Origin of the sequence: Micromonospora sp. NPDC049101 (genome assembly GCF_040648675.1) — a bacterium.
Taxonomy (GTDB): domain Bacteria; phylum Actinomycetota; class Actinomycetes; order Mycobacteriales; family Micromonosporaceae; genus Micromonospora.
In genome coordinates, this window is record NZ_JBEZED010000022.1 from 59,108 (window position 1) to 82,241 (window position 23,134).

Annotated in this window: 18 protein-coding genes; 8 read left to right on the forward strand and 10 right to left on the reverse strand. The window is 72.8% G+C overall.

All coding sequences use genetic code 11. The annotated features are described in order from the left end of the window. Position 1 precedes the first annotated feature (1 nt). Together AB0B57_RS26270 and AB0B57_RS26275 are read left to right on the forward strand one after the other, a co-directional pair. Positions 2-1,174 (forward strand): anhydro-N-acetylmuramic acid kinase, encoded by a 1,173-nt coding sequence (locus AB0B57_RS26270; protein ID WP_357075114.1) that lies wholly within the window; start codon positions 2-4, stop codon positions 1,172-1,174. Between the two features lie 23 nt (positions 1,175-1,197). Then, the gene (locus AB0B57_RS26275) at positions 1,198-4,065 is read left to right on the forward strand and encodes an FAD-binding and (Fe-S)-binding domain-containing protein (RefSeq protein WP_357075117.1); all 2,868 of its coding nucleotides are present in this window, start codon (positions 1,198-1,200) and stop codon (positions 4,063-4,065) included. Between the two features lie 15 nt (positions 4,066-4,080). Here AB0B57_RS26275 and AB0B57_RS26280 read toward each other — a convergent pair whose 3' ends face one another. From AB0B57_RS26280 to AB0B57_RS26320, 9 genes are all read right to left on the reverse strand, one after another. Next, positions 4,081-5,124, reverse strand: coding sequence for an NAD-dependent epimerase/dehydratase family protein (locus AB0B57_RS26280; RefSeq protein ID WP_357075120.1), 1,044 nt, complete (start codon positions 5,122-5,124; stop codon positions 4,081-4,083). Further along, the gene (gene asnB / locus AB0B57_RS26285) at positions 5,121-7,091 is read right to left on the reverse strand and encodes an asparagine synthase (glutamine-hydrolyzing) (protein WP_357075123.1); all 1,971 of its coding nucleotides are present in this window, start codon (positions 7,089-7,091) and stop codon (positions 5,121-5,123) included. The genes AB0B57_RS26280 and asnB overlap by 4 nt, the downstream gene beginning before the upstream one ends. A gap of 11 nt (positions 7,092-7,102) precedes the next feature. After that, entirely contained in the window at positions 7,103-9,151 is a 2,049-nt protein-coding gene (locus AB0B57_RS26290) for a 3-oxoacyl-[acyl-carrier-protein] synthase III C-terminal domain-containing protein (protein WP_357075126.1), read from the reverse strand. A 38-nt stretch (positions 9,152-9,189) separates the two neighbouring features. Continuing rightward, on the reverse strand, positions 9,190-10,461 hold the full coding sequence (locus tag AB0B57_RS26295) for a beta-ketoacyl-[acyl-carrier-protein] synthase family protein (RefSeq protein WP_357075129.1): 1,272 nt from the start codon (positions 10,459-10,461) through the stop codon (positions 9,190-9,192). Further along, complete coding sequence (locus tag AB0B57_RS26300; RefSeq protein WP_357075131.1) at positions 10,461-10,760, reverse strand: acyl carrier protein; 300 nt, start codon at positions 10,758-10,760, stop codon at positions 10,461-10,463. Before AB0B57_RS26300 ends, AB0B57_RS26295 begins: the two co-directional genes overlap by 1 nt. Before the next feature lie 315 nt (positions 10,761-11,075). Continuing rightward, positions 11,076-11,792 (reverse strand): alpha/beta hydrolase, encoded by a 717-nt coding sequence (locus AB0B57_RS26305; RefSeq protein WP_357075134.1) that lies wholly within the window; start codon positions 11,790-11,792, stop codon positions 11,076-11,078. 101 nt (positions 11,793-11,893) lie between these two features. Beyond that, positions 11,894-12,253: a DNA polymerase ligase N-terminal domain-containing protein gene (locus tag AB0B57_RS26310; RefSeq protein ID WP_357075137.1), complete on the reverse strand. Its 360-nt coding sequence runs from the start codon at positions 12,251-12,253 to the stop codon at positions 11,894-11,896. A gap of 38 nt (positions 12,254-12,291) precedes the next feature. Further along, positions 12,292-13,473, reverse strand: a complete 1,182-nt coding sequence (locus AB0B57_RS26315) for a MalY/PatB family protein (RefSeq protein WP_357075140.1) — start codon at positions 13,471-13,473, stop codon at positions 12,292-12,294. An 89-nt stretch (positions 13,474-13,562) separates the two neighbouring features. Beyond that, positions 13,563-14,888 (reverse strand): glycoside hydrolase family 6 protein, encoded by a 1,326-nt coding sequence (locus AB0B57_RS26320; protein WP_357075250.1) that lies wholly within the window; start codon positions 14,886-14,888, stop codon positions 13,563-13,565. Between the two features lie 484 nt (positions 14,889-15,372). Here AB0B57_RS26320 and AB0B57_RS26325 point away from each other — a divergent pair, with 484 nt between their 5' ends. From AB0B57_RS26325 to AB0B57_RS26350, 6 genes are read left to right on the forward strand one after another with little or no spacing between them, the layout of a single operon-like run. Then, positions 15,373-16,437, forward strand: coding sequence for an ABC transporter substrate-binding protein (locus tag AB0B57_RS26325; protein WP_357075143.1), 1,065 nt, complete (start codon positions 15,373-15,375; stop codon positions 16,435-16,437). After that, complete coding sequence (locus tag AB0B57_RS26330) at positions 16,434-17,270, forward strand: ABC transporter permease (RefSeq protein WP_357075146.1); 837 nt, start codon at positions 16,434-16,436, stop codon at positions 17,268-17,270. The genes AB0B57_RS26325 and AB0B57_RS26330 overlap by 4 nt, the downstream gene beginning before the upstream one ends. Before the next feature lie 29 nt (positions 17,271-17,299). Then, entirely contained in the window at positions 17,300-17,983 is a 684-nt protein-coding gene (locus AB0B57_RS26335; RefSeq protein ID WP_357075253.1) for an ABC transporter ATP-binding protein, read from the forward strand. Beyond that, a complete protein-coding gene (locus AB0B57_RS26340; protein WP_357075149.1) occupies positions 17,980-19,317 on the forward strand; it encodes an LLM class flavin-dependent oxidoreductase in 1,338 nt (445 codons plus the stop codon). Before AB0B57_RS26335 ends, AB0B57_RS26340 begins: the two co-directional genes overlap by 4 nt. Positions 19,318-19,335: 18 nt before the next feature. Then, complete coding sequence (locus AB0B57_RS26345) at positions 19,336-20,379, forward strand: aldo/keto reductase (protein WP_357075152.1); 1,044 nt, start codon at positions 19,336-19,338, stop codon at positions 20,377-20,379. Continuing rightward, the gene (locus AB0B57_RS26350; RefSeq protein ID WP_357075155.1) at positions 20,379-21,464 is read left to right on the forward strand and encodes an LLM class flavin-dependent oxidoreductase; all 1,086 of its coding nucleotides are present in this window, start codon (positions 20,379-20,381) and stop codon (positions 21,462-21,464) included. Before AB0B57_RS26345 ends, AB0B57_RS26350 begins: the two co-directional genes overlap by 1 nt. Here AB0B57_RS26350 and AB0B57_RS26355 read toward each other — a convergent pair. Beyond that, positions 21,461-22,756: a GAF domain-containing protein gene (locus AB0B57_RS26355; protein ID WP_357075158.1), complete on the reverse strand. Its 1,296-nt coding sequence runs from the start codon at positions 22,754-22,756 to the stop codon at positions 21,461-21,463. The two genes, AB0B57_RS26350 and AB0B57_RS26355, sit on opposite strands and share 4 nt — an antisense overlap. Between the last annotated feature and the right edge of the window lie 378 nt (positions 22,757-23,134).

Here is a 23,134-nt window from a genome sequence, read left to right on the forward strand (position 1 = left end):
GATGCGTGTCATCGGCCTGATGTCCGGCACCTCCTACGACGGCATCGAAGCCGCCGCCGCCGAGTTCGACAGCAGCGGCGACACCCTGCGGATGCGGCCACTGGGCCGGCTCAGCCACCCGTACCCCGACGAACTGCGCACCCGGATCGCCGCCGCCCTGCCGCCCGCGCCGACCACCACCGAGGCGATCACGGTGTTGGACACCGGCATCGGTCAGGCCTTCGCCGAGGCCGGCGCGCGGGCGCTCGCCCAACTGTGCGACGGAGACGCCGACCTGGTCGTGTCGCACGGGCAGACCATGCACCACTGGGTCGACGGTGGGGTGGTCCGGGGCACCCTGCAACTGGGCCAGCCGGCCTGGATCGCGGAGGCCACCGGTCTCCCGGTCGTGGCCGACCTGCGCTCCCGCGACGTCGCCGCGGGCGGCCAGGGCGCTCCCCTGGTCGCCCTGTTCGACACGCTGCTGCTGCGGGGCCTGCCCGGCGTCCCCGCCGCGCTGAACCTGGGCGGCATCGCCAACATCACAGTCGTCGCGCCGGACGCGGACCCGCTCGCGTACGACACCGGGCCGGCCAACGCGCTCCTCGACGCCGCCGTGCGGCACTTCAGCGGCGGCACCGAGGAGTACGACCGGGACGGGCGCGGGGCGGCGGCCGGGCAGGTGGACCAGGCCCTGCTGCGGCGGCTGCTCGATGAGCCGTACTACCGGCAGCCCGGCCCGAAGAGCACCGGCAAGGAGCTGTTCCACCTGCCGTACCTGCTCGCCGCCCTCGCCGACGCGCCGACGCCAGACCCGCAGGACGTGCTGGCCACGCTCACCCGGCTGACGGCGGTCACGGTGGCCGACGCCTGCCGCGAGCACGGCGTCACCCGACTCGTCGTCTCCGGCGGCGGCGCACACAACCCGACACTGCTGCGCATGCTCGCCGAGGAGTTGCCGGGCGTCGACCTGTCGTCCAGCGACGACCTGGGTGTGGCGTCGGACGCCAAGGAGGCGCTGGCCTTCGCGCTGCTGGGCTACCTGACCGTGCACGGGCTGCCGGGCACCCTGCCCTCGGGCACCGGCGCGCGGCACGCCTCGGTGCTCGGCAGCATCACCCCCGGTCGCCAACCGCTGCGGCTGCCGGCACCCGTCGACACCGCTCCGGACCGGTTGCTGATCGCCGCCGACTGACCACCCTCCCGGGAGGACCCGCCATGAGCACCGTCGTACCCGCGCCGACCGCCGCCGGCGTCCGCGCCCGCGAGGTCACCGAGCTGCTGCGCTCACGCCTCGACGATCCGAGCCGGGCCAGCGGCGAGCTGCCCCGCAGGCTGGCGGCGGCGCACGACGCCTCGCCGTACCTGTTCGAGCCACAGGCCGTGGTGCGCGCCGCCTCGGCGGCCGAGGTGGGGGCGCTGATGGCGGGCGCCCGGGAGGCCGGCGTCCCGCTGACCCTGCGCGGCGGCGGCACCAGCCTCGCCGGGCAGGCCGGCGGCGCGGGCGTGCTCGTCGACGTGCGCACCGACTGGCGGCACGCCGAGGTGCTCGACGACGGCCGCCGCATCCGGCTCCAGCCGGGCCTGACGATCCGGCAGGCCAACGCCCGGCTGGCCCGCTACCGACGCCGGCTCGGCCCGGACCCGGCCAGCGAGGCCGCCTGCACGGTCGGTGGCATGGTCGCCAACAACTCCAGCGGGATGACCTGCGGCACCACCGACAACGCGTACCGCACCATGGAGTCGCTGCGCTTCGTGCTGCCGTCCGGCACCGTCGTCGACTCCGGCGCGCGCGACGCCGACGACCGGCTGCGGGCCGACGAGCCGGAGCTGCACGCCGGGCTGCTGCGGCTGCGCGACCGGGTGCGCGCCACACCGGGGTCGCGCGCCACGATCGAGCGGCTGTTCGCGATGAAGAACACCATGGGGTACGGGCTGAACTCCCTGCTCGACCACGACAGCCCGGCCGACATGCTCGCCCACCTGATGATCGGCAGCGAAGGCACGCTCGGCTTCGTGGCCGAGGCCGTCTTCCGGACCGTCGAGATCCACCAGCACGCCGCCACCGGCCTGCTGATCCTGCCCGGCCTCAGCGCCGCCACCGACGCGTTGCCCGCCCTGCTCGCCGCCGGTGCGCGCACCGCCGAACTGCTCGACGCGGCCGCGCTGCGGGTCAGCCAGCGCGACCCGGACGCCAGCGCGGCCCTGCGGGGCCTGACGGTCACCGGGCACGCCGCGCTGCTCGTGGAGTTCACCGAGGACAGCGCGGAGCGGCTGGCCGCGACGCTTGCCGACGCCCGGGGTGTGCTCGACCGGCTGCCCGCCGTCACCGGCACCGAACTGACCCGCGACCCGCGCGAACGGGCCAAGCTCTGGCACCTGCGCAAGGGCCTCTACACGGCGGTCGCCGGGGCCCGCCCGCCCGGCACCACGGCCCTGCTGGAGGACATCGCGGTGCCGATGCCGCGCCTGACCGGCACCTGCGACGGGCTGATCGACCTGTTCGACAGGCACGGCTACCCGGACGCGGTGATCTTCGGGCACGCCCGCGACGGCAACCTGCACTTCATGCTGACCCAGTCCTTCGACACACCCGCCGAGATCGACCGCTACGCCCGGTTCACCGAGGACATGGTCGACCTCGTGCTCGCCGAGGGGGGCACCCTCAAGGCCGAGCACGGCACCGGCCGGGCGATGGCACCCTTCGTCCGCCGCCAGTACGGCGACGACCTGTACGACGTGATGCGCGACCTCAAGCGGCTGTGCGACCCGAGTGGCCTGCTCAACCCGGGTGTGCTGCTCAACGACGACCCGACCGTGCACCTGCGGCAGCTCAAGGCCGTCCCGACGGTCGACCCCGAGCTGGACGCCTGCGTCGAGTGCGGCTACTGCGAGCCGGTCTGCCCCACCGCCGACGTCACCACCACACCCCGGCAGCGCATCGTCCTGCAACGACAGATCGCCCTCGCCACCGCCGCCGGGGACGAGGAGCGCCGCCGCGAGCTGACCGCCGACTACGCGTACGCCGCGGTGGACAGCTGCGCCGCGGACAGCCTCTGCGTCACCGCCTGCCCGGTCGGCATCGACACCGGCGCGGCCATGAAGCGGCTGCGCGCCGAACGGCACAGCCCTGCCGCCCAGCGCACCGCCCGCGGTGTCGCCCGGCACTGGAAGGGCGCTGTGGCCGGCGTCCGGGTCGGGCTGACCGCCGCACACGCCGTGCCGACGCCGCTGACCCGGGCCGCCACCGGGGTGATCCGTGGACTCGGCGCCACCGAACTCGTACCCCGGTGGAGCGACGACATGCCGCGCGCCGGCGCTCCCCGCCCCCGACCCCGCAGCGCGCCGGACGCCCGGGCGGTGTTCTTCGCGGCCTGCGTGGGCAGCCTCTTCGCGCCGGACGACGGCCCGTCCGGCGGTGCGGCGGCGGCGTTCCTGCGCCTGTGCGAGCTGGCCGGCGTGCCGGTCGTCGTGCCGGCCGCCACGGCGGGCCTGTGCTGCGGCACGCCGTGGCAGTCCAAGGGCTACCCCGCCGGTCACCGCGAGATGGCCGAGCGGACCCTGGCCGCGCTGTGGGAGGCCAGCGACGAGGGTCGCCTGCCCGTCGTGTGCGACGCGTCGTCCTGCACACACGGGCTGACCCAGCTGACCGCCGCGCTGGCCGAGGAGGACCGGGCACGGTACGACGCCCTGCGCTTCGTCGACAGCGTGACCTTCACCGCCGAGCACCTCCTGCCGGCGCTGCCGCAGCCCCGACGGCTGGGCTCGCTGGCCCTGCACCCCACCTGCTCCACGGTGCACCTGGGCGGCAGTGACGACCTGCGCACGGTGGCCGAGGCGGTCGCCGACACGGTGACCGTGCCGGACAGTTGGGGGTGCTGCGCCTTCGCCGGTGACCGGGGGCTGCTGCATCCCGAGGTCACCGCCGGCGCCACCGCCGCCCAGGCCGCCGAGGTCAACGAGCGCGACCACGACGCGTATGCCTCCTGCAACCGCACCTGCGAGATGGGCATGAGCCGGGCCACCGGACAGTCGTACCGGCACGTGCTCCAGGTCCTCGTCGAGGCGGTCGAACCGCAGGCGTAGCCGGGTTGGCGGTGGTCAGCGGAGCAGGCCCTGGCCGCGGTACCACGCCACCGCGCTGGCCAGGCCCTCCGGCAGGCGGTACGCGGGGGTGAAGCCGAGGTCCGTCCGGGCCCGATCGGTGGCGCACGTCCACGCCAACTGGCGGATCTCGTGCGCGCGGTCCCGGTTCATCGTCAGTGCCGGGCCGCGCCGGACCGGGCTCAGGTCGCACAGCCAGCCGGTCGCGTGCACGAGCGGGCCCGGCACCGGGATGAGGCGCGGGCGGGGGCGGCCGATCGCGGTGGCGAGTTCGCGGCAGAAGTCGCTCCAGCCGTACACCTGGCCGTCGCTGATGAGGTACACGCCCGCGGCACCGCCGTCCGGGGGCAGCGTCTCGCCCCGGACGACGGCCGCGATCAGGGCGGCGCACAGGTCGTCCACGTGGACGAACGAGTACTCGCGTTCCGGGCGGGTGGGGCGCAGCTGGGCGCCCAGGCGGGCCATCGGCAGGAAGGACGGCAGGAAGTCGTGGTCGCCCGGGCCGTAGACGATGGTCGGGCGCAGGACCACTGTGGGCACACCGGCGGCGCGGGCGATCTCCTCGGCGGCGAGCTTGCTGCGGCCGTACGCGGAGACCGGCGCGACAGGCGTGCCCTCGTCGCGGGGCCGGCCGGGCCGCGACGGGCCGGCGGCGGCCAGGGACGAGCACAGCACCAGCCGAGGGGTCGGGTCGGCGGCGGCGACGGCGGCGACCAGCCGGCCGGTGGACTCGGTGTTTCCACGCCGGAAGGCCCCCGGACGGCGGGCCTTCACCTGGCCGGCCAGGTGCACGACGGTGTCGACGCCGGCGACGGCCGCCGGCACGCCCGCACCGGTGTCGAGGTCCGCCACGGCCCAGCGCAGCCCGGGGATGCCGGCCAGGGCCGTCCGGTCGGAGGTCGGGCGGACCATCGCCACGACGGTGCACCCCAGCTCCGCCAGCCGCCGCACGAGCCGGACGCCGATGAAGCCGGTCGCACCGGTGACCAGGATGGTGCGCGAATCGATGCCGGGCCAGGGGTGCCCCTCGGTGCTCGTCATCGCCGCTCGGCACGTTGCAGGGCGCTGGTGAGCGGCGCCGGGAGCGCGTCCGGTGCGGGTCTGACCGCCGCGTCGCGGAACACCTCCAGCAGCAGGTGGGTGGTGAGGACGGCCATGCTGGCCCACTCGGCGACCGTGCCCTCCCAGGTGCGGCCGGCTCCCCGCAGCGCGGCCTGGTGCAGGGCGGTCACCTGCGCCGGGTCGAAGAGCCCGTGGGCGCGTACCGCCGCCGGCCCGAGATACGTCGCCGCGAGTTCCTCGCCCGGGCCGGTCAGATACCAGGGCGTGATGGGCGTGAAGAACGGTTTCTTGCGGCGGCGTCGGATCGGTGCCGGGACCACGTCGCGCAGGGCCTGCTTGAGGATGTGCTTCTCGCTGGTGCCGCGCATGAGCACCCGAGGATCCAGCCGTGCCGACAGGTCCAGCAGCGCCCGGTCCATGAACGGCACGCGTACCTCGACGCCGTTGGCCATGGACAGCCGGTCGCTGAGCACGAGGACCCAACTGGGCAGCCTGGTCTGGTACTCGTAGTGCAACGAGCGGTGCAGCGCCGTGTGCGTCGGCGGGGCCGGCAGCGGCGACGGGGCCAGAGCGCCACTGGACGGTCGCAGCAGCGCGGGCGCGACCGCGTCCATCGCCGACCACAGGTAGAACCAGGCGGGTGCGCCACCGCCGAAGCGATCCGCGGTGTCCGCGAGCCGTCCCGGCACGGCGGTCAGGTGGGCGGCGGCGCCGGTGGGTGCGCCGTTGCGGGCGAGCACCCCGGCCAGGATCAGCCGGCGCAGCGGGTCCAGGCCCGCCCGGTTCAGCCGGCCGAGCCGCTGCTCCAGCCGCTGGAGTACGTACCAGGAGTAGCCGCCGAGCAGTTCGTCGGCGCCGTCGCCGGTCAGCGCGACCTTGGCGCCCCGCTCGGCGGCGATCCGGGTCACCTCCAGAAACGGGGTGGCCACGCCGAACCACTGCGGCGCCTCCAGGTGCCACAGTGTCTTCGCCAGGTGCTCGCACGCCTGCGCGCCGCCGAACTCGATCTCGACGTTGTCGACAGCCAGTGCCTTCGCGGCGAGCCGCGAGTAGCGGCCCTCGTCGAGGTCCGAGCCGGGCAGTCGGATACTGGCGGTCCGTACCGGTGTGCCGAGGACGGCCGAGATCGTCGCGACGACGGCGGTGCTGTCCAGACCGCCGCTCAGCGTCGCGCCGAAGCCGACCTCGTCCGGCAGCCGCTTACGGACCGCCTCGACGAGCGCCGAGCGGAACTGCTCGACGGCCGCCCGCCCGCGCAGCAGGTCGTGCGGGTCACCGACCAGCGGGGTGAAGTACCGGCGCAGGACGACCGCCTGCTCGTCGGCCACCAGCAGGTGCCCGGGCGGCAGGTCGTGGATATCGGCCCAGAAGGTGCCCGGCGCGGTCGGCTGGCCGTAGCCGAAGACGTCGCGCAGCCCCTGCGGGTCGACGCGCGCCGCGCACAGCCCGGACGCGAACAGGGCCTTCACCTCGCTGGCGAACTGAAGCCGGCCACCGTCCACGTGGTAATACAACGGTTTGACACCCACCGGGTCCCGGGCGAGCGTGAGCCGACGAAGGCGGGCGTCCCACAACGCGATGGCGAAGTCCCCGTCGAGGTGGTCGACGAAGGCGAGACCGTGCTCCTCGTAGAGGTGAGCGATCACCGCGCCGTCGCTGCCGCTGGTGAACGTGTGACCGCGCGCGACGAGCCGGGCCCGGAGCGCCCGGTGGTTGTAGATCTCGCCGTTGAAGATGACCTGGATGTCCCCGCGCTCGTCGCTCAGTGGTTGCTGCCCACCGGCCACGTCGACGATCGCGAGTCGCCGGTACGCCAGCCCGATCCCCGGGCCCACGAAGTAGCCCTCACCGTCGGGGCCGCGATGCGCCAGCGAGTGCGCCATCCGGGCCAGCCGGTGCGGCTCGACAGCCGCGTCGAGATCGAGGATGCCCGCGACACCACACATACGCGCCCCCTTCAGATGCGGTACAGCGCGGCGCCGATCTCCATGCCGGTGCTCGCGCCGACGACCACCACCAGTTCGCCTGGCGACACGCCGCCACCGGCGGACACGGCGCGCAGGCCGATCGGCAGGGCCGAGGTGAACAGGTCGGTGCCGTCCCAGGCGGGCGGCAGCGTGGTCAGCCGCGGACCGAGCACCGGCCAGGTGTCGCGCAGCCGGCGTGCGACCGGCGGTGGCAGCCAGGGCGGTACGACCGCGCGGATCGCGTCGGGTCGCACCCGCAGGCGGTCCAGCAACTCGGCGACGACCACGGGCAGGTGCTCGGCGTACGCGGCGGCGGGCTCGGTTCGGTCGGTGGCGCGGATGAAGCTGTGCCCGCCGTCCTGCATCACCCAGGCGCCCCGGTCCGGGGCGGGCGTCGCGACGGAGCGGCTGTGGAAGCCGAGGAAGCCGCTGGCCCGGTCGGGGTCGAGGCGCAGCAGCACCGCCGAGCCGCACCTGGCCACCGCGGGCCCGACCGCGCCGGGTTCGCGTTGCTCGACCTCGGAGGCGACCACGACGGCGGTGTCCGCCTTGCCGGCCCGGATGAGTTCGGCGGCGATCCGGCAGCCGTCGAGCATGCCCAGCGCGCCGTTGGCGACGTCGAAGGCGAGGATCTCGCCGGTGGCGGCGGTGCTGCCGTCGAAGCCCAGCTCCCCCGCGGCGATCGCGGCGATCGCCGGCTCGGCGATCATGCCGGTGCGGTACACGCCCACGTGGATGAGCAGGTCGACGCCGGAGGCGCGGACGCCCGCCCGGCGCAGGCAGTCGCCGGTGGCGGCACCGATGAGCTGAAGCGTCGTCGCGCCGGCCCCGGGTTGGGCCGCTGCTGCGGGGTGGGCTGCGGCTGCGGCTGTGGGGTCGGCGAGGCCGATCGCGACGGCGCGCACCGGGTGCCGCCACGATGCCGGGCGGCGGGGCGGCGGCGCGGTACGCGATGACCGGGCCCCCCGGGCGAGCCGGTCGGGCAGCCCGTCCAGCCGGTACGCGGCGGTGCCGACGTTGACTCCGGACGCGGCGACCTCGAACAGCACCCGGTCGCCGGTCCGGATCCGCCCGTCGAGGCTCGCGTCGCGCAGCGCGACCGTGTGCGTCGTGGTCGCGGTGTTGCCACGCCTCGGCAGGTTGTTGATGACGTCCCGTTCGTCCAGGACCACCCCGCCGAAGACCTTGTTCGTCCGGCGCACGGCGGCCTGGATCGCCAGCGTCGACGTCTGGTGCGGGATGAACCGGTCGAAGTCCGTCGGCGACAGGCCCATCGCGCCGAGGGTCTGCTGGGTGTGCGCCACCATCTCCCGGATGCCGGCGGCCGCCAGACCCATCATGTCGGTCTTCATGATCACGCCGCCGTGCGGCCGGTCGGTCGGCCCGGCCACGCAGAGGGTGTGGTATCGCCCGACGGTGCGGATGCCGATGTGGTCGAAGCCCCCCGACCCGTCGTCGGCCCGGGTCAGCAGGACGGCCGCACCGGCATCGCCGAGCGTCAGGCAGGCGATGCGGGCGTCGAGTTCGTCGGCGATCTCCAGCTGGGCGGTACGCATGAGATGGGAGATGTACTCCCCGCTGACGATCAGCGCCGAACCGATCTCGCCGGCGCGGATGAGCGCGTCGGCGATGTAGATGCCGGTGAACTGACCGGCACACGCGTTCGTCACGTCGAACGCCCACGCCCGTTCGCAGCCGAGCCGGTGGCGCAGGTGGGTGGCTGCCGACGGCTCGTAGGTCGACCGTTGCGGGCTGTCGACCCGCGAGATGCTCGCACTGATCAGCAGGTCGACGTCGCCGAGCCCGATGGACGAGCGGGAGACGCAGTCCTCGGCGGCCCGGGTGGCCAGGTCGAGGGCGTACTCGACGTCGCCGGCGACGCGCCGCGACACGATGCCGGTGGTCTGCTCCAGCGGCAGTGCCAGCCGGCTCCGGCAGCCGTCGAGCACCTCGCGGGTGGTCATGACCCGGTCGGGCAGTGCGACGCCGATGCTGTCGATGACGCTGCCGGCTCCCGCCGGGGCGGCCTGGATGCTCACCCTCGACCACCTTTTCTCGGTTGGACGCTGCGATTGCTTCAGTTGGCGTTGACGGTGGCGCCACCGTCGTCGACGGAGGCGAGCACCAGCGCGGCGTTGTGCCCGCCGAAACCGAACGAGTTCGTCAGGATGGGGCCGGGGCGGCCGGTGCGTGGAGCGTCGGCGACGACGTCGATGGGGATGTCGGATCCGCGGGTGCGCAGGTTGGCCGTTGGCGGGATCTCGCCGTGCCGCAGGGCGAGCAGTGACGCGACGACCTCGACCGCGCCGGCGGCGCCGATCAGGTGCCCCAGCGAGCCCTTCGCCGAGGTGGTCGGTGGTGCGGCGCCCCCGAACACGGTGTGGATGGCCTGTGCCTCGGCGGCGTCGTTGAGCATCGTCGACGTGCCGTGCGCGTTGATGTGGCCGACGTCGGCCGGGTCGATGCCCGCGTCGCGCAGCGCCAGGCGCATGCAGTGCACGGCGCCGCGACCTTCCGGGTGCGGCATGGTGGAGTGGTACGCGTCGCTGTTGAACCCGTAGCCGGCAACCTCGCCGTGGATGCGGGCACCTCGGGCCCACGCCCGGTCGAGGCGTTCCAACAGCACGAAGGCCGCCCCCTCGGCGAGCACGAAGCCGTCCCGAGCGCCGTCGAACGGACGTGAGGCGGTCTCGGGCTCGGCGTTTCGCGTGCTCAGCGCGTGCATCCGGGCGAAACCGGCGACGACGATGGGGTTGACCGCCGCCTCCGCGCCGCCGGCCAGGACGACGTCGGCGCTGCCGTCACGGATGAGCCGGACGCCTTCGCCGATCGCGTTCGCACCGGCCGTGCAGGCGGTCGAGATGCAGAAGTTCGGGCCGCGCCAGCGGAGTTGCCGGGCGATGAGCGACGCCGCCGCGTTCGGCATGATCATTGGAATGGCCCAGGGGCTGATCCGGTCCGGGCCGTTCTCGACGAACGCGCGGACCTGCCGGTAGAAGCTGTCCGATCCGCCCATGCCGGTGCCGACCACGACCGCGCACCGGTCCGGGTCGAACTGTCTGGTGTCGGCGTCGGTGAACGCGTCAATGGCCGCCGCGTAGGCGAGTTGGCTGACGCGATCGGTCTGCCGGACCATTTTCGGAGTGAGATAGGCGGCCGGATCGAAACCCTGGATCTCACCCGCGAAGCGGGTCGCCAACCTGGAGGCGTCGAAGCTGCGGATCGGACCGATGACGGAACGCCCGGACCGCAGCACCGACCACAGTGCGTCGGGGGTGTCGCCGGCCGGCGTCCTGGCGCTCAGCCCGGTGACGGCGACCCGGTGCCGGGCTGGGCCGTCGCCCGCCATCAGGCGGGCGTCTTACGCTCGGCCTCCCCCACCACCCCGGCGCCCTCGGCAACATCGCCAGCCCCACCGTCGAGCACCATGTCGAGCGCCTGCCCGACGGTGTTGATCTCGCGCAGCCCGTCCTGCGGAAGCCGGATCCCGAGCCGGTCCTCCAGCGCCATCAACAGCTCCACCAGATCGAGACTCTCCGCGTCGAGATCCTTGCGAAAGTCGGCGTCCTCGGTCACCGCCTCCGGCTCGACCATCAGCACCTCGACCGCGACCTCACGTAAAACCGCATAAGCCTGCAGTCTGTCCATATGCCCTCCAACAATCGCCCGAGGTAATCGGTGCCGAATTGGGCTTCACCTGCAAGAGTTGAGGCAGGCTAACACGCAGGGCGGTTGGCCAGTAAGGCCGATTGCGCGTGGGTCATGGATCCGACTCGGATATGTCATCGCCAATACAATGTGCTCATTCCCATCGCGTCGACAACCGATCATGAATGACAGTGGGCACGCCTGTCGGGCACCAGCAAACAGCCCCGCGTCGTGGCGCGGGGCTGCGGACCAGCCGACGTGCGGCACCCCGGTCAACCGCGACAGCGGTCGACGACGTGCCACCGGGATCGGGCGTCAGCCGCCCACGCCCCGGACCGCCTCGATGATCGTCTCGGTGACCTCACTCGGCCGGGCCACCACCATGGCGTGCGAACCCCCGGCGACCTCACGCTGGCCCCGCGGTTGGGCCCGCTCGGCCATGAACCGGTGCGCGGCGACCGGGATGTTGTTGTCGGAGTCCCCGAACACGAACCAGCTGGGCAGCGATCGCCAGGCCGGGTCGCCGGTGAGCCCGTCACCCAGGGCCTTCTCGGTGATCGGCCGCTGGGTCCGGGCCATCTGCGCGGCGACGTCGGCCGACACGTCCGCGACGAACTGCTTGTGGAAGGTGTTCTGGCCGATCGCGACCTCGTTACCGCCGGTCGACAGCGGGTACTTCACAAGCGTGTCGGCGAGCGTGCTGCCGGGGAACTTCCCGGACAGCGACAGCCCCGACTCGCCGGTGTCCGGGGCGAAGGCGTTGACGTACACGAGGGCCCGCACCAGTGGTTCGTCGGCAGCGGCCTGCGTGATCACCATGCCGCCGTAGGAGTGTCCGACGAGGACGACCGGACCGCCGATCCCGTGGACCACGTCCCGCACGTACGCGGCGTCGCCGGCGACCTCCCGCAGCGGGTTGGCGGCGGCCACCACGTCGTACGCGGCGCCCAACCGCTCGATCACGCCGTTCCAGCTCCCCGACTCGGCGAACGCCCCGTGCACGAGAACGATTGTGGGCTGCGGATCAGACATAACGCGCACTCCCTTACTCCGTGACACTTGTTGCACCCACGGCCGCGCCGGTGCGCCTGAATACCCGTCACGCGAGGCCGAAACATCGGGAGCCGCCGCCCTCACTCGTCCGCGGGTTGCTCCTTCGTCAGGTGCAACAACCAGCCCTCGCCGGTGCGGATGAGCGCGTACCGGCGTCGGCCGGTGCGACCGTGCAACGTGAACAGCATCCGGCGCTTGGTGCGGTCGTGCTCCTCCCAGGTGCCGATGTCGGCGATCGACTTGTCGGCGTCCTGATAGGTGAGGTGATCGAGGTGGTGGTCCGGCACGGCGATCGCGAGCCGGTTGGCACGGGGACTGTCCGGCAGGCCGCGGGGCACCGCCCAGGAACGCAGCACACCAGCCTCCTCCAGCCGCAGGTCGAAGTGCGGTCGCGGCTTGCGGTGGTGGTGCAGCACGAAGGCGGGTGGCACGCCGACCATTGTCGCCGTCCGCCACCGCTCTCGGTGCCTGCCCTTGCCTATCCGGCGACGGCGGTGGCCATCCGGCGTACCGCCTCGGTGATCAGCTCGGGTGCGGTGGCCAGGTTCAGCCGGACGTGCCCGTCGCCGCCGGTGCCGAAGGCCGGACCCGGGTTGAGCGCCACCCGGCCACGGTCGAGGAACACCGCGGCGGGGTCGTCGCCGAGGCCGAGGGCGCGGCAGTCGAGCCAGGCGAGGTACGTGGCCGGACCGGGTTGGTAACGGATGGCCGGCAGGTGCTCGCCGAGCAGCGCGGCGAGGAGCCGACGGTTGTCGTCCAGGCCGGTCAACAGGGCGTCGAGCCACTCGCCGCCGTCGCGGAAGGCGGCGGTGTGGGCGATCACCCCGAGGTGGCTGGTGCTGACGCTGGCATCGAACGGAACGCGGGCCAGGTCTCCGGCCGCGGCCGGGCCGGCGATGAGCAGCGCACCGCGCAGGCCGGCCAGGTTCCACCCCTTGGAGGCCGACATGAGCGACAGGCCGTTCTCCGTGCCGGGCACCGAGAGGTACGGCACGAAGCGCGCTCCCCCACCCACCAGCGGGGCGTGGATCTCATCGGCGACCACCCGTACCCCGTGCCGCTCGGCCAGGCTGGCGACGGCGGCCAACTCGTCCACGGTGTGCAGGACGCCTGTCGGGTTGTGCGGGCTGCACAGCAGGTACGCCGCTGGCCGCCCACCGGCCCGGGCCCTGCGGAACGCGCCCTCCAGCGTGCCGAGGTCGATCCGCAGGTCCGCGCCGAGCGGCGCCTCCACGATCCGGCGGTCGGCATGGGTCACGAACTCGTAGAACGGCGGGTAGACCGGGCAGTTGACGACCACCGCGTCGCCCGGCTCGGTGACCAGCCGCAGCGCCTCGACGACACCGTGCATCACGTCGGGCACCAGCGCGGTGCGCTCCACCACCAGCCCGTCCCAACCCCACCGCCGCCGGGCGAACTCCGCCAACGCCTGCGGGTACGCCGTGCCGGCGGGGTAGCCGGTGTCGCCGCGCGCGACCGCGTCGGTGATCGCCGCCGCGACCGGCTCGGCCAGCGGCACGTCCATCTCCGCGACCCACAGCGGCAGCACGTCGTCGGGGTACTCCCGCCACTTGAGGCTCGTCCGTTGCCGGAGTTGGTCGATCGTGAGCTGGCGAAGGGGATTCGTCGAGACTCGGGCACCGCTCGGCACGCCACTCATGGCCGCAGCCTATTCCGCTCAGCGTCCGCGCGATTTGGAGGCCGCCACGTCGGCCAGGCTAGCGACTCGTGGGCGGAGCCGAACCACTGTCACAGGGGCGGCCAGGCGTTGGTCAGCAACTGTCGGAAGTGCGCCGGGAACCACTCGCCGAACGGCGGGGCGCCCGGCATCGCCCCGGTGGCGTACGGGGAGCCGCGCGGCGCGAGGTAGTTCGGGTCGCACAGCGGCTCGTACGGCAGACCCGGGGTCGGGCTGCCGGCGGCGCCGTCGGACTCGCCGGGCGGCTTGATCCACGCGTAGGCGTCGATGCCCGGCTCCGGTTCGACGGCGGGCCGCTGACCGAGGCCGGAGCCCGCCTGGTTGCACCAGTTCCCGACGTAGGCTCGCCGGTCGATTCGGCTGCCGTCGACGTACCGGTTCACCTCGCTCGCGGGCGCCGGCCCGGTGGGGCGGGCGGGGCCGCCCCAGCCGTTGCGGGAGGTGTCCACCACGACACCGACCTGCGGGGAGAAGCCGGCCTCGGTCAGCAGGGCACGCAGGTGCCGCGCGTAGGGCATCTCGTCGACGAACGGGTTCCAGTCGACCCACCTCGACTGGTACACCGGTTGGCCGTTGATGACGTCGTCGACGCGGAAGTGCTCCTCGCGCAGGACGGAGTAGTTGGCGGTGTTGGCGACGAAGCCGTGCACGTTGGCCACCGTGCTGCCGGCGGCGGTCGCGGCCTGGAGCAGCAGCGCCGTCAGCGGCGCCGAGTCCTCCGGCCAGCCGACTTCGCCGTGGTGACTGATGTCCAGGTACGGGTAGACGTTGGGCACCGTGCCGAGCCGGGCCAGGGCGTACCCGATCGCCTGCTGGTAGGTGCCGCGTGCCCGCACCTCGTCGCAGGCCGGGGTGGCGGTGTACCGGTTGCCGGTGTTGACGACGAGGTTGGGCAGCGAGTTCGGCTCGACGAAGGCGACGATGCGCAGGTCGGCGTAGCGGGGAGCGGCGAGGATCTCGACGATCGGATCGATGAACTCGTCCTGGTACCGGGCGGTGTCATCGATCGACAGCTCCCCCTGCGGGGCCCGCCGGCCGCAGTCGCGGGCCGGCAGGTTGTAGAGGGTCAACTGGACGAGGTCGGCGCGCTGCGCCAGGGCGGCGTCCAGATGCGCGCGCAGGCCCAGCACCCCGTCGGTGCCGGCGATCCGAGCAATCCGATCCAGCCAGACGGCCGTCGGCTGGCCGGCGACCGCGGCACCGCCGGGCTCGGCGGCGGCGCGAGCGGCCCACTCCGGATTGACGTAGACCCGGGCGCCGACGTAGGGGTTGTCCACCCTTGGCGGCGGGTCGGCGGCGTGGGCCGGGCCGGCGTTGGCGAGCACTCCCGCCACCAGGATGGACACGGCGGCGAGGACTGAGCGGACCGGCGGCATGGTCACGGTGGTGGCTCCCTCGGATCTGACCTGGGCGGCGGGCGTGCGCCTCGGTCACAGATTTATCTATTTCGATCTATTATCGCACCCGTCGCGTCCCAGCGCATGAAACCCTAGTTGACACATAGGAATTGTGGGTTAGCGTCGTATCCATGACCAGCCAGCACACCCTGCTTCGGGGCACCGCCATCGCGGTGTCGCGGGGATGCTGCCGCAGCTGGACCGCCGCCTGCGGCTGCTGCCGCTGAGCGAGCGTTACCCGCTTCTTCCATCCGCGGCGCCGCCGGCTCGACGACGACCGGCAGCCGTTCCCTCCGCCCGATCAACGGATGCGCGCCGAGCCGATCGCGCGGGCTCCCACCGGGTGCCCCGCTGACCACGCGATCGTGCTCGCCGAGCCGCTGGTCGGCAGTCCCGGCGACGGCGCCGCCCCGACCACGTGGGGTGCTGCCCCGTCCCGCAACCAGCCACGAAGGAGTCATACGTGACATCACCATCCCTCCTGGGTCGACGGGCCTTCCTGTCCGCCACCCTCGGCGCGGTCACGCTGGGCCTGACCGCCTGCGCCGGCGACGAGACACCCCCCGTGGCCCTGGCCGCCGGCGAGCCACTGCCGGAGGCCGTACCGAAGGGCACCAAGCTCGTCATCGGGGACAAGGAGCACCAGAAGGCGATCGAGTTCTCCGGGGAGGCGGAGAAGCTGTCCTTCACCGTGGAGTGGGCGAACATCAGCGGCGGCCCACAGACCCTGGAGGCTTTCCGCGCGAAGGCGGTGGATCTCGGCTCGGTGGCGGACATCCCCCCGATCCACTCGCACTGGACCGGCATCCCCACGAAGATCGTCGCCTCGAAGTACCGCCAGGACCCGCTCAACCACGCCATCTACCGGCTCGGCATCGCACCCGGCGTCACGGTCGCCACCCTCGCCGACCTGCGTGGGAAGAAGATCGCGTACAGCCCGGGGCAGGCGCAGGGCGCGCTGATCCTGCGGGTACTCCACAAGGCCGGCCTCAGCAAGAAGGACGTCAAGCTGGTCGAGCTGCCGAGCACCGGCGACGTCTACGGGACAGCGCTCGCCAGCCGCCAGGTCGAGGTGGCGCCGATCGGCGGCGTGCAGATCAAACGCTACGAGAGCAAGTACGGCCGCGACGGCGCGACACTGATCTCGCACGGACTGCGCGACGACCCCGGTCACCTGTACGCGCCCGTCACCGTGCTCGGCGATCCGGCCAAGGCGGCGGCGATCCGCGAGTACGTGCAGGCGTGGGCGCGGGCCTGGCGATGGCGCGAGGCCAACCCGGACGAGTGGATCGAGCGGTATTACGTCAAGGACCAGGGCCTGACCACCGACGACGGCAGGTGGCTGGTCGAGAACGGCGGCGTGGCCGACATCCCGTCCAGCTGGACGGAGGCCATCGGCCGGCACCAGGAGACCATCGATCTGCTGGCCAAGGAGACGGGCAACAAGCCCCTCAAGGCCGAGGACCTCTACGACCGGCGGTACGAAGCCGTGGGCGCGCAGGCGCTGACCGCGGGAGGCGCCAAGTGAGCGTCTCGGCACTGACCCGGCCCCGGCCGGCCGCCACCGTTCCCGCCAGGCGTCCACGGCGCCGGCTGAAGCCGGGTCGACCCATCCCCTTCGGGTCGGCGATCGGTCCGTTGTTGCTGCTGGCGGTGTGGGCGGCCGGCTCGGCGGGCGGCTGGATCGACCCGCGTACCCTGTCGGCGCCCTGGACCGTGGTGACGACGGCGGGTGACCTCATCGCGGACGGCCGACTGCAGGACAACCTGGCCATCTCGGCCCAACGGGCCGGCCTGGGCCTCGCCATCGGCACCGTCGTCGGCATCGTGCTGGCCCTGCTCGCGGGTCTGAGCCGGTGGGGTGAGGCCATCCTCGACGGACCGATCCAGATCAAGCGGGCCATCCCCGCCCTCGCGCTGATCCCGCTGCTCGTCCTCTGGTTCGGCATCGGCGAGCAGATGAAGGTCATCACCATCACGCTCGGCGTCTTCGTCCCCGTCTACATCCATACCCACAACGGGCTGCGCACCATCGACAGCCGGTACGTCGAGCTGGGCGAGTCGCTGCGCCTGCGGCGGACGACCTTCATCCACCGGATCGTGCTGCCCGGAGCGCTGCCCGGCTTCCTGCTCGGCATGCGGTTCGCGGTGGTCGGGGCATGGCTGTCCCTGGTGGTCGTCGAGCAGATCAACTCGACGAGCGGCATCGGCTACATGATGGAACTGGCCCGGGAGTACGGCCAGACCGACGTGATCATCGTCGGACTCGTGCTGTACGGGCTGCTCGGGCTGCTGTCCGACGGTGCCGTCCGGCTTGCGCAGAGGAGGGCACTGTCGTGGCGACGCACCATGGCGGACTGACCGCCACCCGTACCGTCCGGATCGAGGGACTGGTCCGCGGCTTCGGGGACCGGGCCGTCCTGGACGGGTTCGACCTGGAGTTCGGCGCGGGCGAGTTCGTCGCGCTACTGGGCCGCAGTGGCTCGGGCAAGAGCACCCTGCTGCGTGCGCTCGCCGGCCTGGACGGCGACGCCACCGGCTCCGGCCTGATCGACGTACCGGAGAACTCCTCGGTCGTCTTCCAGGACGCCCGGCTGCTGCCCTGGCAACGGGTGCTGGACAACGTCGTGCTCGGCCTGCGCGGGCCGGACGCCTTCCAGCGCGGCCGTGCGGCACTCGCCGAGGTCGGCCTGGCCGGGCGGGAGCGGGCCTGGCCCAACGAGCTGTCCGGTGGCGAGCAGCAACGGGTGGCGCTGGCCCGGGCACTGGTGTCCGAGCCGGAGCTGCTGCTCGCCGACGAGCCGTTCGGCGCGCTGGACGCGCTGACCCGCCTGCGCATGCACGGCCTGCTGCGTGAGCTGTGCGCCCGGCACCGGCCCACGGTCCTGCTCGTCACCCACGACGTCGACGAGGCCATCACCCTGGCCGACCGGGTCCTGCTGCTCGACGCGGGCCGGATCGCGGTCGACCTCGCCATCGACCTGCCGGCGCCACGCTCGTACCGGCAGCCGCAATTCCTCGCGTACCGCGAAACCCTGCTGCGCGCGCTCGGCGTCGAGCAGACGGAAGGATGACCATGCTGCACCTCAACGCGTTCCTGATGGGCGTCGGCCACCACGAGGCCGCCTGGCGGCTGCCGGAGAGCGATCCGTTCGCCCAGACCGACGTCGCGCACTTCACGCGCCTGGCGCGCATCGCCGAGCGGGGCAAGCTCGACTCGCTCTTCCTCGCCGACAGCCCGGTGCTCTGGAACAGCATCGGCCGACGGCCGGCGGGCACGCTCGAACCAACGGTGCTGCTCACCGCACTGGCCGGCGCGACCCGGCACATCGGGCTCATCGCGACCGCCTCGACGACGTACAACGAGCCGTTCAACCTGGCCCGGCGGTTCGCGTCGCTGGACCACATCAGCGGCGGTCGGGCCGGCTGGAACATCGTCACCACGGCCGGCGTGGACGCGGCCCGCAACTTCAACCTGGACGAGCTGCCCGCCCACCGGGACCGGTACGAGCGGGCCGCCGAGTTCATCGAGGTCTCGCTGAAGCTCTGGGACAGCTGGGACGACGAGGCGCCACTCGGCGACAAGGACGCCGGCCGGTGGGGCGACGACAACCTGGTCTACCCGCCCGGCCACGTCGGGCGGCACTTCCGGGTGGCCGGCGCGCTCAACGTTCCGCGCTCGCCGCAGGGCTACCCACTGCTGGTGCAGGCCGGGTCGTCCGAGGACGGCAAGGAGTTGGCCGCCCGGTACGCCGAGGCCGTCTTCACCGCGCAGCAGACGCTCGGCGAGGCGCAGGAGTTCTATCGCGACCTCAAGCGGCGTGCCGCGCAGTTCGGGCGCGACCCGGACTCGGTCAAGATCCTGCCCGGCATCGTGCCGGCGGTCGGCGCCACCGAGGCCGAGGCCCGCGCGCTGGAGGAGGAGCTGGATCGGTTGATCAAACCGGAGTACGCGCGCGCCCAGCTCGCCACCACGCTGCGGGTCTCCCCGGAAGACCTCGACCTGGACAAGGAGCTGCCCGCCGACCTGCCCAGCGAGGACGAGATCCAGGGCGCGAAGAGCAGGTACACGCTCATCGTCACCCTGGCCCGGCGGGAACGCCTGACCGTACGCCAGCTCATCGGCCGGCTCGGTGGCGGACGCGGGCACCGCACCTTCGCCGGCACGCCGGAGCAGGTCGCCGACGCCATCGAGGAGTGGTACCGCAGCGGCGCCGCCGACGGCTTCAACATCATGCCGCCGGTGCTGCCGTCCGGGCTGGAGACGTTCGTCGACCACGTGGTGCCGATCCTCCAGCGCCGAGGGCTGTTCCGCACCGAGTACACCGGGACCACCCTGCGCGACCACTACGGGCTGCCCCGCCCGGCCAACCAGTCCGCTCGGCGGCTCGCCGCCGCTTCCCACTGACCACCAGGAGGACGAACCATGGTCGACCAACGACCCTTCGGGCGCACCGGCGTACGAATCAGCTCGCTGACGCTGGGTGCGATGAACTTCGGCGAACGGGGCAACCCCGACCACGAGGACGGCATCCGGATCATCCACCGGGCGCTCGACGCGGGCATCAACGCCATCGACACCGCAGACGTCTACTCACACGGCGAGTCGGAGGAGATCGTCGGCAAGGCCCTCGCCGGCGGGCGTCGCGACGAGGTCTTCCTCGCCACCAAGTTCCACGGCCAGGTGGGCGACAACCCGCAGCACCGGGGCAACTCCCGCCGCTGGATCTTCCGAGCCGTGGAGAACAGCCTGCGCCGGCTCGGCACCGACTGGATCGACCTCTACCAGGTGCACCGGCCGGAGCCGGACACCGACTTCGACGAGACCCTGGGCGCGCTCACCGACCTGGTCCGCCAGGGCAAGATCCGCTACCTCGGCACCTCCACGTTCGAGCCGTCGGCCATCGTGGAGGGTCAGTGGGTCGCGCAGCGGCGCGGCCGGGAGCGGGTGGTCAGCGAGCAGCCGCCGTACTCGATCCTGGCCCGCGGGATCGAACGCGAGGTGCTGCCGGTGGCGCAGCGCTACGAGCTGGCGGTGCTGCCGTGGAGCCCACTGGCCGGCGGTTGGCTCTCCGGGCGCTACCACGGCGGGCTCGACGCGCCGATCTCCCGCCGGGCCGACCGGTTGCCCGCCCGGTTCGACCCGTCGTGGCCAGCCAACGCCGCCAAGCTCGCCGTCGTCGACGAGCTGGCCGCCCTCGCCGACGAGGCCGGGTTGTCCCTGATCCACCTGGCGATCGCGTTCGTCCTGGAGCACCCGGCCGTCACGTCGGCGATCATCGGCCCGCGCACGCTGACCCACCTGGAGTCACAGCTCGGCGCCGCCAAGGTGAGCCTGTCCCGCGACGTGCTGGACCGCATCGACGCCATCGTCCCGCCGGGCACCACGCTGAACCCCGCCGACGCCGGATACCAACCGCCGTCGCTGAGCGACCCGGCCCACCGGCGTCGCGGCGGGAGGAACGGCTGATGAGTTCGGAGTTCCTCTGGTACATCCCCAACCAGGTCGAGCCGGGCCACCGCGGCGACGACGTCGTCCAGCAGCACAACAGCCTCGACACCCTCACCGGCCACGCCGAGGCTCTTGAGCGGCACGGGTGGTCCGGCGCCCTCATCGGCACCGGCTGGGGACGCCCCGACACCTTCACGGTCGCCGCCGCGCTCGCCGCCCGTACGACGACGTTCCAGCCACTGATCGCGATCCGGCCCGGCTACTGGCGGCCGGCCAACTTCGCGTCGGCCGCCGCGACGCTGGACCACCTCAGCGAGGGGCGGGTGCTGATCAACATCGTGTCGGGCAAGGACAACCTGGCGGCGTACGGTGACACCGACGGCGACCAGGCCGCCCGCTACGCCCGGACCAGAGAGTTCATCCAGCTCGTGCGCCGGTTGTGGGCCGAGGACGCCGTCACCTACCGCGGCGAGCACTTCGGCGTCACCGACTCCACCCTGGCGCTCCGACCGGTGGTCCGGGGCGAGCGCACGCACCCGCGCCTGTACTTCGGTGGCGCCTCGGCCGCCGCCGAGGAGGTGGCAGCCACCGAGGCCGACGTCCAGCTCTTCTGGGGCGAGCCACTCGACGGCGTGGCCGAGCGGATCGAGCGGCTGCGGCAGCTCAGCGAGAAGCTGGGGCGCGAGCACGCCCCACTGGAGTTCGGGTTGCGGGTCACCACCCTGGTCCGGGACACCACCGAGCAGGCGTGGGCCGACGCCGAGGCGAAGGTTGCCCAGCTGGCACGCCGCGCCGGCGGCATCGAGCGCAACCCGCACTGGCAGGCCGCCGTCGGGCAGCGGCGGTTGCTCGACCTCGCCGCGCGCGGCGACGTGCTCGACGACAACCTCTACACCGCACCCGGCAGGTATGGCGGCGGCGGGGCCGGCACCACCTGGTTGGTGGGCTCGGCCGAGGACGTGGCGCGATCACTGCGCAGGTACGAAGATCTCGGCATCAGACACTTCGTACTCTCCGACACGCCCTACCTACCGGAGATCAAACGCCAGGGTACGCAGCTCCTGCCGCTGCTGCGCGAAGGAGCCGTGCGACAGAACACCTAGCGCCTGAGGTAGGCGGCCAGACCGCCGAGCTCTTCGCTGGCGATGAACACCGACCGTACGTTGAGGATGGCCTCCTCGACGTGGGCGGAGCAGCCCCACGCCGCGTCGCCCCACGAATCGGCGATCTTGATCTCGGCCGGGGCGGTGCATCCCAGGGCGCCACCGAGTTCGCAGTGCTCCGGGTGCGGCATCGCGGCCTGCGCGGCCGCGGCGGCGCGCATCCGGGCGGCGAGTTCCGCGGCGGCCGCGGCGCGCTGCTCGGCCTCGGCGCGCAGCTCCCGTTCCACGCGTACCACCCTGGCCAGCTCGTCATGGGCTGACCGGGCACGTGCTTCGGCGGCCCGGCGTGCCTGCTCGCTGTGGTGACACTCGATCGCCAGGGCGGCGGTGCCGGCGAAGACCCGGGCGAGGGCGAGGTCGGAGTCCTGCGGAGCCCGCGGAGTGCGGTGGTACATGGCGAAGGTGCCCAGGAGGCCGCCGTCGCGGGCCAGGATCGGGGTGGACCAACAGGCCGACACGCCGGCCTGATCGGCCAGGTGCCGGAAGTCGTCCCAGAACGGGTCGGTGCTGATGTCGGTGACGATCACCGGTTGCCGCCGGTGGGCGGCGGTGCCACAGGAGCCGACGCCCTCGCCGGTGGCGATCCCGTCGATGGCCTCGTTGTAGAAGGCGGGAAGGCTGGGTGCGGCGCCGTGGCGCAGGTGCCGACCGTCGGCATCGGCGAGGAGAACGGAGACGAGCACTTCCTGCGGTGCGAGATTCTCGATGCAGCGGGCCATCCCGTCGAGCACCTCGGCCAGGGGCGCCTGACGGGCGATCTGCTCCAACAGGGCGCGGTGTTCGGCCATCAGCCGTTGCGCCTGCTTGACCTGGGTGGTCTCCACGCCGAGCACCCGGATCCCGCAGACCTGACCGGCGGCGTCCCGGCGCGGCTCGTAGGTGAAGTCGAAGTATGCCTCCCGCGCCTGCGGGCCGGTCCCCAGGATGACCCGGACGTCGCCGCCGGTGTACGGCTCACCCGTGCGGTAGACCTGGTCCAGCAGGGTGATGAAGCCCTGACCGGCCAGCTCGGGCATCAGGTCCACGAGGGCGACGCCGGTGCGGGCCCGTTCTTCGCCGATGGTGGCGAAGAACGCCGGATTCGCCGTCTCCACCAGATGCTCCGGGCCGGCCAGCGAGGCGAAGACCGCGGTGGACTGCCCGAACAACGCCCGCAGATCCTCCTCCGCCGCTCCCGGCCCGGCGCCCGCCGAATCCGCGGTCGAGGACAGCTGGCCTGGTACCGCCGTCACGTCGTGGTCCGCCTCTCGTCTGCGGTTACGGGGATGACTGGGTGGTGCGTCGCTCGGTAACGGTGCTCACCGTGTGCGAGGAGGTGGCTGGGGCCGCCGATGCAGCGTACCGGCGGGCGGAACCGGCGGCGAACGCAGCGGCGACGGCGCGCCCGGCGCACCTGGTCCGTACACCCGTTCCCCAGGCCAGCGCAGCGGGACGGCGGACACCGCGCCGGCCGGTGGTCGCACCCGGCCAACACATGCACACATCAACAGATGCGGATATGTGAGCGCATCGCTACTATGGGTCAGCAATCCAGACGGAAGGGGGTCGTGCCCGCGTGCGAAGTCCCGTCAACGGAACCGCGCCGACGTCTACGCCGGGTCGACCCGCGC

Bases quoted from the DNA above. Each gene is read 5' to 3' on its own strand.
- AB0B57_RS26310 (WP_357075137.1), bottom strand. From the start codon at position 12,253: ATGGTCGGCGTGCCACCCGCCTTCGTGCTGCACCACCACCGCAAGCCG.
- AB0B57_RS26305 (WP_357075134.1), bottom strand. From the start codon at position 11,792: ATGTCTGATCCGCAGCCCACAATCGTTCTCGTGCACGGGGCGTTCGCC.
- AB0B57_RS26320 (WP_357075250.1), bottom strand. From the start codon at position 14,888: ATGCCGCCGGTCCGCTCAGTCCTCGCCGCCGTGTCCATCCTGGTGGCG.
- AB0B57_RS26300 (WP_357075131.1), bottom strand. From the start codon at position 10,760: ATGGACAGACTGCAGGCTTATGCGGTTTTACGTGAGGTCGCGGTCGAG.
- AB0B57_RS26350 (WP_357075155.1), top strand. From the start codon at position 20,379: ATGAGTTCGGAGTTCCTCTGGTACATCCCCAACCAGGTCGAGCCGGGC.
- AB0B57_RS26295 (WP_357075129.1), bottom strand. From the start codon at position 10,461: ATGGCGGGCGACGGCCCAGCCCGGCACCGGGTCGCCGTCACCGGGCTG.
- asnB (WP_357075123.1), bottom strand. From the start codon at position 7,091: ATGTGTGGTGTCGCGGGCATCCTCGATCTCGACGCGGCTGTCGAGCCG.
- AB0B57_RS26340 (WP_357075149.1), top strand. From the start codon at position 17,980: ATGACCATGCTGCACCTCAACGCGTTCCTGATGGGCGTCGGCCACCAC.
- AB0B57_RS26275 (WP_357075117.1), top strand. From the start codon at position 1,198: ATGAGCACCGTCGTACCCGCGCCGACCGCCGCCGGCGTCCGCGCCCGC.
- AB0B57_RS26280 (WP_357075120.1), bottom strand. From the start codon at position 5,124: ATGACGAGCACCGAGGGGCACCCCTGGCCCGGCATCGATTCGCGCACC.
- AB0B57_RS26315 (WP_357075140.1), bottom strand. From the start codon at position 13,473: ATGAGTGGCGTGCCGAGCGGTGCCCGAGTCTCGACGAATCCCCTTCGC.
- AB0B57_RS26345 (WP_357075152.1), top strand. From the start codon at position 19,336: ATGGTCGACCAACGACCCTTCGGGCGCACCGGCGTACGAATCAGCTCG.
- AB0B57_RS26270 (WP_357075114.1), top strand. From the start codon at position 2: ATGCGTGTCATCGGCCTGATGTCCGGCACCTCCTACGACGGCATCGAA.